This window comes from Burkholderia sp. MSMB2157WGS, from assembly GCF_001532755.1.
GTDB lineage: Bacteria > Pseudomonadota > Gammaproteobacteria > Burkholderiales > Burkholderiaceae > Burkholderia.
The window spans coordinates 62,383-75,380 of record NZ_LPJG01000006.1 but is presented as its reverse complement, the minus strand read 5'-3'; the positions used below and the strand labels follow the sequence as shown (position 1 = coordinate 75,380).

The 12,998-nt window shown below is 70.6% G+C and carries 14 protein-coding genes and 1 pseudogene; 5 read left to right on the top strand and 10 right to left on the bottom strand.

Translation table 11 applies throughout. The annotated features are described in order from the left end of the window. Positions 1-201 (bottom strand): annotated as a pseudogene (locus tag WT53_RS03000) (amidohydrolase); the annotation flags it as partial. 18 nt (positions 202-219) lie between these two features. Continuing rightward, positions 220-387: a DUF1427 family protein gene (locus WT53_RS02995; protein ID WP_059782752.1), complete on the bottom strand. Its 168-nt coding sequence runs from the start codon at positions 385-387 to the stop codon at positions 220-222. Positions 388-485: 98 nt separating this feature from the next. On the opposite strand from WT53_RS02995, the gene WT53_RS02990 reads away from it, so the two are divergent. Continuing rightward, complete coding sequence (locus WT53_RS02990) at positions 486-1,409, top strand: LysR family transcriptional regulator (protein ID WP_059782750.1); 924 nt, start codon at positions 486-488, stop codon at positions 1,407-1,409. Positions 1,410-1,475: 66 nt separating this feature from the next. Here WT53_RS02990 and WT53_RS02985 read toward each other — a convergent pair whose 3' ends face one another. Continuing rightward, on the bottom strand, positions 1,476-2,162 hold the full coding sequence (locus WT53_RS02985; protein ID WP_034207035.1) for a hydrolase: 687 nt from the start codon (positions 2,160-2,162) through the stop codon (positions 1,476-1,478). Further along, a complete protein-coding gene (locus tag WT53_RS33325; RefSeq protein ID WP_156447849.1) occupies positions 2,159-2,440 on the bottom strand; it encodes a hypothetical protein in 282 nt (93 codons plus the stop codon). The genes WT53_RS02985 and WT53_RS33325 overlap by 4 nt, the downstream gene beginning before the upstream one ends. Here WT53_RS33325 and WT53_RS02980 point away from each other — a divergent pair. The 4 genes from WT53_RS02980 to WT53_RS02965 are packed head-to-tail and all read left to right on the top strand — an operon-like array spanning position 2,439 to position 5,660. Then, positions 2,439-2,699: a XapX domain-containing protein gene (locus tag WT53_RS02980; protein WP_050018056.1), complete on the top strand. Its 261-nt coding sequence runs from the start codon at positions 2,439-2,441 to the stop codon at positions 2,697-2,699. The two genes, WT53_RS33325 and WT53_RS02980, sit on opposite strands and share 2 nt — an antisense overlap. A gap of 25 nt (positions 2,700-2,724) precedes the next feature. Next, on the top strand, positions 2,725-4,305 hold the full coding sequence (locus tag WT53_RS02975) for a sodium:proton antiporter (protein WP_060258435.1): 1,581 nt from the start codon (positions 2,725-2,727) through the stop codon (positions 4,303-4,305). Between the two features lie 49 nt (positions 4,306-4,354). Beyond that, entirely contained in the window at positions 4,355-4,747 is a 393-nt protein-coding gene (locus WT53_RS02970; RefSeq protein ID WP_060258433.1) for an OsmC family protein, read from the top strand. Positions 4,748-4,778: 31 nt separating this feature from the next. Then, positions 4,779-5,660: a pirin family protein gene (locus WT53_RS02965; protein WP_060258430.1), complete on the top strand. Its 882-nt coding sequence runs from the start codon at positions 4,779-4,781 to the stop codon at positions 5,658-5,660. 58 nt (positions 5,661-5,718) lie between these two features. Here WT53_RS02965 and WT53_RS02960 read toward each other — a convergent pair whose 3' ends face one another. The 6 genes from WT53_RS02960 to bcsE are packed head-to-tail and all read right to left on the bottom strand — an operon-like array spanning position 5,719 to position 12,986. After that, positions 5,719-5,916, bottom strand: coding sequence for a hypothetical protein (locus tag WT53_RS02960; protein ID WP_034207030.1), 198 nt, complete (start codon positions 5,914-5,916; stop codon positions 5,719-5,721). Continuing rightward, positions 5,898-7,454, bottom strand: a complete 1,557-nt coding sequence (gene bcsG / locus WT53_RS02955; RefSeq protein WP_060258427.1) for a cellulose biosynthesis protein BcsG — start codon at positions 7,452-7,454, stop codon at positions 5,898-5,900. Before bcsG ends, WT53_RS02960 begins: the two co-directional genes overlap by 19 nt. Positions 7,455-7,481: 27 nt before the next feature. Beyond that, entirely contained in the window at positions 7,482-10,019 is a 2,538-nt protein-coding gene (bcsA, locus tag WT53_RS02950; RefSeq protein ID WP_060258452.1) for a UDP-forming cellulose synthase catalytic subunit, read from the bottom strand. Then, positions 10,016-10,795: a cellulose biosynthesis protein BcsQ gene (gene bcsQ / locus WT53_RS02945; RefSeq protein WP_060258424.1), complete on the bottom strand. Its 780-nt coding sequence runs from the start codon at positions 10,793-10,795 to the stop codon at positions 10,016-10,018. The genes bcsA and bcsQ overlap by 4 nt, the downstream gene beginning before the upstream one ends. After that, on the bottom strand, positions 10,792-11,037 hold the full coding sequence (locus WT53_RS02940; protein ID WP_060258421.1) for a hypothetical protein: 246 nt from the start codon (positions 11,035-11,037) through the stop codon (positions 10,792-10,794). Before WT53_RS02940 ends, bcsQ begins: the two co-directional genes overlap by 4 nt. After that, positions 11,034-12,986: a cellulose biosynthesis protein BcsE gene (gene bcsE / locus WT53_RS02935; RefSeq protein WP_060258418.1), complete on the bottom strand. Its 1,953-nt coding sequence runs from the start codon at positions 12,984-12,986 to the stop codon at positions 11,034-11,036. The genes WT53_RS02940 and bcsE overlap by 4 nt, the downstream gene beginning before the upstream one ends. Positions 12,987-12,998 lie beyond the last annotated feature (12 nt).

The following is a 12,998-nucleotide window of genomic DNA, read 5'->3' as shown; positions in this document are numbered from 1 at the left end:
GCCGGGCAGCACGCCGCGGCCGCCGAGATCGATCGTCTTCGTCGCGCGGCCCGCGAGCGGCATGACGTCCGCGTCGCTGCCGACGGCGACGAAGCGGCCGTCCTTGATCGCGACGGCGGTCGCGACCGGGTTCGCACGATCGAGCGTCGTGAATCGCCCGTTGTGCAGGATGAGATCGGGTTGGGTATCGGTTGCGCTCATGAAATGTCCTCGATGCGGTCAGAAGCCGAGCCAGTGACGAACCGGCGCGATGGCCTGCACGCCGACCAGCATGCCGGCGAGGCCCACCAGCGCGATCAGCGGCGGCGCCGGCGAACGTACCCCGATCACGCTGTACACGACGCCGATCAGCATGCCGGCGCCCAATGAAAGTAAATACGATTCCATAACGTCTTTTCTCCCGGCCGGATTAGAATCACCCGCATCGCGAGGCCGCGCGCGCGGCGCATCGCATCCGTTTCGCTTGCCTGCCACCCCTTCCGACCATGCAACACCTTCCTGATCTCGAAGCCTGGGCCATCTTTGCGCGCGTCGCCGAGACGGGCTCGTTCGCGAAAGCCGCCGACCTGCTCGGCGTATCGCAACCCACCGTGTCGAAAGCGATCGCGCGCCTCGAAAAGCGCCTCGGCGCGATGCTGCTGTACCGCACGTCGCGCAAGCTGTCGCTCACGCCGACCGGCGAACTGCTGCGCGACCGCGCGATCCGCCTGCTCGCCGATGCGGAGCTGATCGAAAACGAAGCGTCCGCGCAGGCGCTCGAACCGCATGGCCTCGTGCGCGTGAATGCGCCGATGTCGTTCGGGCTGCACCATCTGTCGCCGGTGCTGCCCGCGTTTCTCGAGCGCTATCCGCGCGTCGACATCGATCTCGTGCTGACCGATCACATCGTCGACATCGTGTCCGGCGGCTTCGACGTCGCGATCCGCATCGCCGAGCTGAGCGATTCGACGCTGCGCTCGCGCCGCCTCTGCGCGGTGCGCCGGCCGCTCGTCGCATCGCCCGCGTATCTCGACCGGCACGGCCGCCCCGCTCATCCGCGCGACATCGAACAGCACGTGTGCCTCACCTACACGAACCTGCCTACGCCCGAGTACTGGCGCTTTCGTCACGCGGCATCGGGCGACGACTTCGGCGTGAACGTGCACGGACGCATTCGCTCCAACAACGCCGACGTGATCGTGCCCGCGCTCGTCGCCGGTCACGGCCTCGCGCTTCAGCCCGAATTCCTGGTGTGGGACGAACTGCAGCGCGGCGCGCTCGAGGAAGTGATGAGCGACTGGAAGATCGCGGACATCAACGTGAACCTCGTCACACCGCCCGGCATGCTGCGCGCCGCGCGCGTGACGGTGCTGCTCGCTTTCCTCGCCGAACATTTCTCGCGCGCGCCGTGGGCGCTGCCCGCCGCCTGAACGCGCGACCGCCGCCGGCACGCGCTCGCCGCGGCCGCCGTTGCGGCGAGCGCGGCCGGCGGCCCGTTACTTCGCCGGTACGGCCGGGATCGACTCGTGCGGCGTCGCGGTACGCTGCGGCGCCTTGTGGACCATCGTGTACGCGTAGTCGACGCCCATCCCGTATGCGCCCGAATGCTCCTTCGCGATCGCCATCACCGCGTCGTACGAGTCGCGGCGCGCCCAGTCGCGCTGCCATTCGAGCAGCACCTGCTGCCACGTGACCGGCACCACGCCGGCCTGCACCATGCGCTGCATCGCGAAATCGTGCGCGGCCTGCGACGTGCCGCCCGATGCGTCGGCGACCATGTAGATCTCGTAGTCGCCTTCGAGCATCGCGCACAGCGCGAACGTCGTATTGCAGACTTCGGTCCACAGGCCCGACACGACCACCTTCTTGCGGCCGTTCGCGGCGAGCGCGTCGCGCACCTTCTGGTCGTCCCACGAATTCATCGACGTGCGTTCGAGCGTCTTCTGGTTCGGGAACACGTCGAGCAGCTCGGGATACGTGTGGCCCGAGAAGCTGTCGCTTTCGACCGTCGTGATCGTGGTCGGGATGTTGAAGACCTTCGCGGCCTTCGCGAGCCCGACGACGTTGTTCTTCAGCGTCTGGCGGTCGATCGACTGCACGCCGAACGCCATCTGCGGCTGCTGGTCGATGAAGATCAACTGGCTGTTCTGCGGCGTCAGTACTTCAAGCTTCGGGTTGCTCATGGCGAATGGAATCCTGTGAACGAAAAAGGGGGAGCCTGCCTCGACCGCGACAGCGGGAGGAGCCCGGAATGCGTCGGCGCCGGATCGTCATCCGCGCCGCAATATTTAAGCTGCAAACGCGCGGCGCGAACACCCAAGAAACGGAATCGATCCGATTCCCGAATGGATGCCCGTTCGGGGCCGCCTGCCCTTTTTTTCTTCACGCAAACCCGATACGCTTTCACGACTTTGACGGCGCCGCTCCGGCGCCGCTCGGCCACCACGAGGCGCGTCACCATGAAACCGTATGTCCTCTCGCTGCTCGCCGGCATCCTCGCCGGCGTCATCTACGGCGCGATCGGCGTGAATTCGCCCGCGCCGCCGGTCATCGCGCTCGTCGGCCTGCTCGGCATGCTGGCCGGCGAACAGATCCTGCCGGTCGCGCGGCGCATGCTGTCCGGCCATCGGCTGAACACCGCATGGCGCGACGCCAAGTGCAGCCAGCACATGTTCGGTGCGCTGCCGGGCGGCGCCGCGAACGACCGCAAGCCTTCGTGATCCACCCCATCGCCGCCGGCCACGCATGACCAACGTCGAGCTGTTCCATTACCTGCTGCTGTTGATCTGCGGCGCGGGCGCCCTCACGTGGCTCGCCGAGCGGATCTCGATTCCGCCGGCCGTCGTATTGCTGCTCGGCGGCTGCGTGGTCGCCGTCGCCGGCAAGCGCGTGCCCGACATGGACCCGGCGCTGCTGCTCGCGGCGGTGCTGCCGCCGCTGCTGATGTCGAGCGGCTTCTATACCGCGTGGAAGGAATTCCGGCAGGCGCTCGCATCGATCGCGTCGCTCGCGCTCGGGGCCGTGGCGTTCACGACCGTCGCGGTCGCGCTCGCCGTGCACGCGGCGAATCCCGCGCTGCCGTGGGCCGCGTGCTTCACGCTCGGCGCGATCGTGTCGCCGCCCGACGCGGTCGCCGCGAAAGCGATCCTGCAGCGCCACCCGCTACCCGCGCGGCTCGTCGCGGTGCTCGAAGGCGAAAGCCTCGTCAACGATGCGTCGGGCCTGCTGCTGTACCAGATGGCCGTGTCGGCCGCGCTCGCCGCGTCGATCACGACGGCGAGCGCCACCGGCCTGTTCTTCTCGCTCACGCTGATCGGCATCGCGGTCGGCCTCGCATGCGGCCATGCGATGTGCTGGGTGCTGCAACGCCTGCGCGAGCCGATGCTCGGCATCGTCGTGACCTTCGCGATGGCATGGGGCAGCTACGGAATCGCGGAAGCCGTCGACGGCTCGGGCGTGCTGTCGGTCGTCACCTGCGGCCTCGTGCTCGGCGTGCGCCAGCATCGCGTGTTCGACGCCGACATGCGGATCAAGGCGAAGGCGACGTGGGAAGCGATCGTGTTCGTGCTCGACGCGCTCGTGTTCATCCTGATCGGCCTCGCGCTGCACGCGATCCTCGCGCGCGTGAACCATGAAGGCGCGGTGCTGATGGCCGGCCTGCGGGTCGCGCTGCCGGCGACGGCCGCCGCGATCGGCGCGCGCGTGGTGTGGGTGTTCGCCGCGATGTGGCTGCCGGGGCGCCTGCGCGCGCGACGCGCGGGCCACGCGCCGTGGTCGTGGCGCGAGGCCGTCGTACTCGGCTGGTCGGGCATGCGCGGCGTCGTGAGCCTCGCGGCCGCGATCGCGCTGCCCGCCAACTTCCCCGGCCGCGACCTGATCCTGTTCAGCACGTTCCTGCTGATCATCGCGACGCTCGTCGTCCAGGGTGGCACGCTCGCGCCGCTGATCCGCGTGCTGAAGCTGCGCCCGGCCGTGCGCCGCACGATGTCCGAGCACGCGGTGCGTGCGCACGCGTTCGGCGCGGCGCTCGCCGAACTCGATGCGCGCGGGGGGCGCGGCGCCGGCCTCGAACGCGCATCGCTCGACCGGTTGCTGACCGAATACCGCAACCGCGTCGCGTTCAACGAACGCGCGCACCGCGACGGCGCGGCGCCCGCAGACGTGCGCGCGCGGATGCTGCGCGTCGAGCTCGAGCTGGTCGGCGTGTCGCGCGACGCGCTGCTCGACCTGCATCGCGACGGCAAGGTCGACGACGCGGTGCTGCACCGCATAGAATCGGAGCTCGATTTCGAGGAGCTGCGGCTGCAGCGCCTGCTCGAACCGTGATGCCCGGCCTGCCCGGCCGGCCCGTCCCCTTTCCTCACCCGGAACTGCAATGAGCGAACTGTCCGTCGAAGCGAGCATCGGCCCGGTCGATTACCTCGTCCACTTCAGCGATGGCGTCCATCAGTGGCGCGCCGACGAACCCGCGTCGCTCGGCGGCGGCGATGCGGCGCCAACGCCAATCGCGCTGCTGCTGTCGAGTCTTGGCGCATGCACCGCGATCACGCTGAAGATGTATGCGCAACGAAAAGGCTGGCCGCTCGACGAAGTGCACGTGAAGCTCGCGCACGAAGCGGGCAGCGCGGGCAGCACGATCGTGCGCCGCATCACGCTCGACGGCGGCCTGACAGGCGAGCAGCGCGAACGGCTGCTGCAGATCGCGAATGCCTGCCCGGTGCACAAGATCCTCACGCATCCGATCGCGATCGATACGGCGATCGCCTGACGCGTTCCCACTGACCACGACCCAGCCCACCATGTCCGCCTCGATCAAGACCCTGCTCACGCCGCGCGAAAGCGATATCGGCAACCTCGTCGTGCGGCGCGTGCTGCCCGCGCGCGCGGCGCGCCTCGTCGGCCCGTTCATCTTCTTCGACGAGATGGGGCCGGCCGTGTTGCCGGCCGGCCGCGGCATCGACGTGCTGCCGCATCCGCACATCGGGCTCGCGACCGTCACCTACCTGTTCGACGGCTCGCTGATGCATCACGACAGCCTCGGCTTCCGGCAGAAGATCGTGCCGGGCGACGTGAACTGGATGACCGCCGGCCGCGGCATCGTGCATTCGGAGCGCTCGCCGGACGAGGATCGCCCGCGCGAGCAGCCGGTGCACGGGATCCAGACCTGGGTCGCGCTGCCGGTCGAGCACGAAGACGCCGCGCCCGCGTTCGTTCACCACGCGGCCGACACGCTGCCGTCGTTCACGCGCGACGGCGTGACCGTGCGCGTGATCGCGGGCACCGCGTTCGGCCTCGCGTCGCCGGTCGCCGTGTTCTCGCCGACGCTCTATGCGGTCGCCGATTTCGCGTCGGGCGGGCAGCTCGCGCTCGATGCGGAGCACGACGAACGCGGCGTGTATCTCGTCGACGGCGATCTCGCCATCGACGGCACGCCGCTCGCCCCGGCGACGATGGCCGTGCTCGAACCGAGCGCGACCGTCGCGCTCGCGAGCACGCACGGCGCCCGCGCGATGCTGCTCGGCGGCGCGCACCTGCCGGGCGAGCGGTTCATCGAATGGAATTTCGTGTCGAGCCAACGCGCGAAGATCGACGCCGCGCGGGCTGCGTGGGCCGATCAGACGTTCGGCAAGGTGCCGGGCGAAGAAAGCGAATGGACGCGCCAGCCGGAACGCAAGCCGTAATGAGCGGCCTGGCGCGACGCACCGACGACGGCCGGCAGTCATGCCGGCCGTCGTGTGTTTACCGCTTCAATCCCATCAGCTTCGCGAGCGTCGGCCAGCGTTCGAGCGACGCGTCGAACGCGCGGCGCGCCTGTTCGTCGACGTAGCGCCCGGGATCGAGCGCGGGCAGATGCCGCGCGAGGCCGATCACGTCGTTCGGTTGCGACAGGCGGTCTTCGTCGCCTTCGCCGGTCATCGTTACTGTTCGTCGATCCATACGCCGTCCGGAGTCTTGACCGCGTAACCCGCGGCCGTCTGCATCGTCACCGTGCCCTCGTTCTCGCCGATCATCCGCGTGCGCGGCAAATCGGCCGCGTATTGCGCGAGCGTCGCGCCCGGCTTGAACGGGCTGTTCGACACGAGGTTCGACAGCAATTGCGCGAGCGCGAGGAAGCTGGTCGGCTGCTCGATCACGGTCGTCGCGCCGTGATTGCCGGCGAAACCGACGAGCCGCACGCCGACCGGCCCATGCACGATGCGCGGCGTCGGAATCTCGCGCAGCCCCGCGACCTGGTTCTTGTCGCCGCGCAACGCGGCGCCGTGCTCGGGCACGAACACGATCACCGCGCGGCGGCCCGATTGCGCGATCAGGTCGGCAAGACGGTCGAAGTCGGTCATCAGCTTCGTCGCGCGCTGCGGATACGAGTCGATGCTCGTCAGCGCGCTACCGACCACGCGGTTGCCGTCGTGCAGGCTGATCGTGTTGTAGTACAGCGCGACCGGCCCCGGCACCGCCGCGCGCTGCGCGTACCAGTTCGCGAGCGTCGCGTAGTCGTCCTTGATCGCCGACCCGTCGAACGCGTGCATCGCGACCGGCGCGGCCGCGTTCGAGATCATCGGCGCATCGGCCACGCCGATGTTGTCGTGGATCACCTGCAGGAAGTTGTCGAAATGGCCGTCGTGGTTCAGCAGCGACTGCACCGTGTAGCCGGCGCCCGCCAGTTGCGAGAACAGGTGGCACTGCTGCGGCGCGGGCTTGTACAGGTCCGCATGCGCTTCCTGCCCGCAGCTCGCGCGCAGCACGCGGATCGCCGCCGGGCCGCTGTAGCTCGCGGCCGTGCTGAAGTTCGTGAACAGGTAGTCGAAGTGGCTCAGCATCGGATGGTTGCGCACCTTCGCCGCATCGAGGTCGTCCCACGACAGCGAGCAAATGTGCAGCACGATCACGTCGAACTGCGCGGCCGGATCGCTGCCGAGATGGCCGAACGCGACCTGCCGCTGCGACTCCTGCGTGCGGAACGTCGCGAGCGCCGCGTTGTGATCCTCGGGCTGGTCGACGCGGGTGGCGCCCGCTGCGCTCGCCTGCGGCTGGGTCGGCGCGGCGACGCGCGCCATCAGCCCGCTGCCGGCCTGCCACAACGGCATCGCGACCAGCGCGACCACCACGAACGTCGCGACGCGCAGCCAGCGGTTGACGATGAAATAGACGATCAGCGCGCCGACGATCGTCAGCGCCAGCACGGGCGGCAACAGGCGCGGCAACAACTCCATCCAGTAATCGACGCGGAACGTGCTGACCTCGCGCGCGGCCTCCGCGAGACGGGCGAGCGGCGGCGCATGCAGCTCGCGCGCGAGCAGCGGCACCGCGATCGCGATCGCCGCGACCTGCCGGACGATGCGCCACGCGCGCGACCGCAGCGGCGCGCTCGCCGCCAGCGCCACCGCGAACGCGAGGTTCGCGAGCCAGAACGGCTGCAGGTGCCCGGTCGCGAACAGCGCGAACTTCAGGATGAAATACAGATTCCAGAACGTCATCTAACCCACTCCATGATGCGCGCCGCGTCAGTCGCGCGCGCGATCGAGTTTCGGCGCGAGCATGGCCTGCAGGCCGCGCGCCGCCCCCTTCCACATCCGTACGTAACCGTCCAGCCCGATCCGCAGCACTTCCTTGAGCCCGCCGAGCGGCGTGTCGGGCCGTGCGCCTTCGTGCCAGTCGAGCCACGCATCCGCGCGGCCGAACGTGCATTGCACGAGCTGGCGCTCCTGCTCGAGCGTCAGTTCCTCGAAGCTCACGCCGACGTGGGTCGGCGTCGCACGGGTCACGCGCACCGGGAACGGAAACGCGCGGTCGCCGCGCGTCACGCACACCGTCAGCGTGTCGCCGACGGCGAGCGGCAGCCCCGGCACCGCTTCGAGGCCGAGACCGCCGGTCGAGTAGTCGCTCGTGAAGCATGCGGCGGTCGAGCCGTCGGCGAGCAGCAGCATCGCCGGCACGCGCATCGTGATCCGGTGCGTGACACGTACCTGCTTCGTCTCGCGCGCGACGGCCAGCGCGGCGCCGAGCATCGCGAGGTTGTACACGGTCCAGCCGAGCGTGATCAGGATCGTCGACGCCTCGTCGCCCTGGTCGGCCACGAGCCGCCACAGGCCGGCGACGATCGCGAGCACGTTCAGCGCGAACAGCACGAGATACGGCTTCGACGTCGACCAGTCGACGTAGCCTTCGTCGATCTTGCCGCCCTTGTCGGTCACGTTGAACTTGCCGTGCTTCGGGCTGAAGAACGCAACGGTGGTCGGCAGCGCGATGTACCACGCGAGCACCGATTCGTAGACCTCGGCCCAGAACGAATGCCGATAGCGTCCCTGCATCCGCGAATTCGCGATGTTCGCGAGCACGAGATACGGGATCACGTAGCTCGCGAGCGCGAGCGACGACGCGTTGATGAAGTACAGGTGGAAGAACAGATACGCGAGCGGGATCGTCAGGAACACCAGCCGCGGAATCCCGTAGAAGAAATGCAGCATCGCGTTGCCGTAGCAGATCCGCTGGATCAGGCCGAGCCCGCGCCCGAGGAACGGGTTGTCGATGCGGAAGATCTGCGCCATCCCGCGCGCCCAGCGCGTGCGCTGCTTCACGTGGCCGGCCAGGCTTTCGGTCGCGAGGCCGGCCGCCTGCACGGTCGGCAGGTATGCCGACGTATAGCCGCGCCGATGCAGCTTGAGCGCCGTATGCGCATCCTCGGTCACGGTCTCGACCGCGACGCCGCCGACCTCTTCCAGCGCGCTGCGCTTGAGCACCGCGCACGATCCGCAGAAGAACGTCGCGTTCCACAGGTCGTTGCCCGACTGCACGAGGCCGTAGAACAGGTTGCCCTCGTTCGGCACCTCGCGGAACGTGCCGAGGTTGCGCTCGAACGGATCGGGCGAGAAGAAATGGTGCGGCGTCTGCACGAGCGCGCACTTCGGGTCGCGCAGGAACACGCCCATCGTCGTCTGCAGGAACGAGCGCGTCGGCACGTGATCGCAGTCGAAGATCGCGATGTACTCGCCGTGCGTTTTCGGCAGCGCACGGTTGATGTTGCCGGCCTTCGCGTGACGGTTGTCGTCGCGCGTCAGATAGTCGATGCCGGCCTCGGCCGCGAATGCCGCGAACTCCGGACGCCGGCCGTCGTCGAGCAGGTACACGCGCAGCTTCGCGCTCGGCCAGTCGATGCTCTGCGCGGCGAACACCGTCGGCTTCACGACCGACAGCGGCTCGTTGTAGGTCGGGATATAGACGTCGACGGTCGGCCAGGTGTCCGGATCGTCGGGCAGCGGCACGATCGGCCGGTCGAGCGGCCACGCGGTCTGCACGAAGCCGAGCAGCAGGATCATCCACGTATAGGCTTCGGCGCCGTACAGCAGGTAACCGGCGACGGCTTCGACCGGGCTGCGGAAGTCGAGCGTCTGGGTCGTGCGCCACCACACGTAGCGCACGGCCGCGAGCAGCGCGAGCGACGCGAGCGCGAGGGTCGGTAGGTGGCCGGGCAGCCGGCGCAGCGCGAGCGCGAGCACCGCGACGATCGCGAAGAACGCGAACTGCGCGCCGGGCATCAGCGGCGACATCCCGGCCGCGGCCCACAGCACCGCGCCGGCCACGAGCAGCAGCGGCGCGAGCCAGCGGCGCCGGCCGACGCCGTTCGCGCGCGCATCGAGCCAACCGCCCCAGCGCGCCCACGGCAGACGCGCGAGCATCGCGTCGATGCGCCGGCCGAGCGCGCGCCCGGCCATGTAGACGGGCACCACGAGCGTATCGAACCATGCGAGCGGATCGTGCGCGGGACGACCGTCGGCCGCACGCGGTGCGCGCACGATCGCGCGCCACAGCCATTCGCGCGCGCTGAGCGGTTGCAGCACGCCCCAGTCTTGTGCGAGCCGCAGGAACGCGACGCGCACCCAGCGGCGCACGAGATCGGGCCGGCCGGGCGGCGGCGCGTGGAAGAACAGCCGCACGAGCCAGTCGACCCGCGTGCGTTGCGCCGGCAGCCCGATGCCGCGCGCGCACCAGTCGGCCGCCCGGCGCCCGAACGCGCGCAGTCGCGACGCGAACGCGGCCTTCATCGCGCCGCTCCGGCACGGCCCGCGACGGCCGCCGTGAGCCATGCATCGACCCAGTTCGCGACGCCGTTCAGGTCGTGCGACGCCTGCGAATACGGCGCGTCGTCGAAGATCCAGCTGCCGCGCGCGAGCGCTTCGGGCACCGCGGCGTCGACGTGGATGCGCTGCTCGAGCATCGATGCCGGCCCCGCGACCGCGCGCAGCATCGCCAGCGCGTCGCGCTGCATGTCGCGCGCCGGGTTCAGCCGGTTCACGACGATCTGCAGGTCGCCGCGGCCGGCCCGCAACGCGCCGAGCCGCGCGGCCGTCGTCGCGCAGGCGGCCGGCTCCGGCGGCACGACGACGAGCGTCAGGTCCGCGCACCGGATCGCCTGCCCGGCCTGCGGCGACGGATAGCGGGCGGTGTCGACCAGCACGACGCCGTCGGCCGGCAGCGCGATCTCGTCGAGCGCGCGCGACAGCCAGGCGGGATCGGCTGCGAGCCGCGCATCGCACGCGGCGGCGCCGGCCGCATCGACCTGCCCGTACGGCACGAACAGCACGCCGTCGGCGTTGCGCCACGTGTGCGCGTGCCACGGTTCGGCGCCGCCCAGCAGGCCGTGCGCGAGGCCGTGCTCGGCCAGCGTGTCGAGGCCGAGCGTCGCGCCCATCAGGTTCTGTGCATCGAATTCGACCGCGACGACCGGGCGGCCGCGGCGCGCGAGCAGCACCGCGAGCGCGGCGGCGAGTGTCGTGCGGCCCGCGCCGCCCGTCGTCGAAGTCACGGCGATCGTCTTCATCGTGCCGCCTCGCTGTCGTGCTCGCCGCGTTTGCCGCGCTTGTCACCTTCGTCGCCGCCGACGCCCGGCAGCAGGCGGCCGCGCAGCACGACCGGCACGAGTTCGCACGGCACCGCGTCGCGCCGGTCGATGCCCCTCGGCGCGGAAAAGCCGCGGCCGATGCCGAGGTGCTGCGCGACGATCCACACCGGCACCGCGATCGCGATACCGACGACGAAGCCGATGACGAGTTCGGCGATCATGCGTCCTCCTGCTTGCGCAGCGGCATCGCGCTGCGGACGGCGCCGCGCGCACGCGCGGCGGGAACGACCGGGTCCGGCGCCGGCGGGGCGACGGCGGCGGGCGCGGACGCCTGCGGCACGCCGATCGCCTCGAGCGCGACGACGGTATCGATCGCATCGATCGCGTCGCTCACCTCGCTCGCGTCGGGCAACGCCGCGCCGGGACCGGCGTGCGCGCCGCCCGCCGGTTGCGTCGCCGCGAACAGGTCGCTGTAGTCGGCGATCGGCGCGCGCCGGTTCTCGGCCGTCAGCGCGTCGAGCTCGGTGTCGATGCTGCCCTGCCCGAGGCACACGACGCGGTCGGACAACGTATCGACCGGCACGTCGAAGATCCGCCCGAGCGCGTCGTCGGCATCGACCGGCTCGCACGCGAACAGGAACACGAACAGGTGTCCGGCATCGGCCGTCACGATGTCGCCCGTGCGGCGCGGCCGGCAGTGCCGCAGCGCGTCGACGTGCGACACGCCCGGCAACAGCGTGAGCTTCGCGAGCGTATGCGGCAGCGCGAGCACCGCGCCGCGTTCGAGCACCGCGCGAACCCGCTGGCAGAACGCGCCGACCGGCAGATAACCGAGCACCGAATCGCCGAGCGCGGCCGCGAGTGTCGCGCGATAGTCGGCCGCGACGGGCCGCGCGTAAAGCTGGCCGTGCAGCGCGTGCACGGCGGCCTGCATCCGCGAGACCGGCAGATCGCGCGCGACGACCCGGTTCGCGCCGACGCTCAGTACGAGCACCTCGAACTGCTGGCGCAGCACCTCTCCGCGCTCGACGACCGCGATCTTCAGCGCGCCGCCGCACTGTCGGCGCAGCGCGTGCACGTCCGCGCACAGCGCTTCGAGCTGCGCATGCGAACGGAACACGAGCACCGCGGTCGCGGCCTGCGCGTGCGCGCACGCGGCGACGACGGCCGCGTTGTCGTCGACGATTTCCCAGCCGTCCGGCACGCGGCTCGCCCCGTCGAGCACCGCGCGGCTCACCACCACGCGATCCTCGTCGCGCGCGAGCTTCATCCGGCGCGCCGGTTCGGTCGCACCGCCATCCACGTTCGCCGACAGCCGGCCGCCCGGCGCAAAGCGCAGCGGCCGTACCTCGCCGGCCGCGAGCGTGTCGCCCGCGCGCCAGAAATCGACGACCCACAGCAACTCGCCGTGCGTGCGCTGCAACTGCGCGACGCCCGAGCAGACACCGTGGAAGTCGCCGCGCTGCGTGCGATCCGCATCGCGCACGAGCGGCGCATCGTCGGCGCGGGCGACGCCGCCCGCACGGCTCGCTTCCGGGTCGAGCAGCAGCACGAGCGCGATCCGGCGCGTGCGGCACCAGTCGGCCAGCGCATACGCTTCATCCGCGAGCGCGGCCGGATCGTCCCAGCTGAACCAGCGCTGCGCGCCTTCGACGAAATACAGCGAACGCGCAGGCAGCCCGTAGCGCTTCATCGCGCGCAAGCCGCCGGTCAGCCGCGCGAACGCACCCGGCGCCGCGCGGCGCGACGCGTGGCCGGCCACGTCGGCGTCGGCACCGGCGTCGGCCGGCTGGGCCGCCGCCGGCATCGCCAGCACGTTCAGGTTGCGCGGCCAGCCGGCCGGCTGCGCGCCGCCCGCGAAGCCGAGCGACGCCATCTGCGCGGCGACGCGCGCCGGATCGCGCGCCAACACGATCGTGACGTCGCGCGTGCGCGCCTGGCGCGCGCTTTCCCATACGAGCGCATCGCATGCCGGCGTGCCGCCGGCCGCGTAGATCGCATAAAGGCCGCCGGCTTCCAGTTGCGTCCAGGTATCGGGCAAACCGTCGATCGCGAGCCGGCTCGATGCGCCGGCGCGACCGCCCGCCGGCCCCACGCGCAGCAGCGCGCGCAGGCGGTCGGCCAGGCCGGCGCCGGGCGCGAGGCGGTTGGCATCGAATTCCGTAGTCACGGCGTTCCCCTC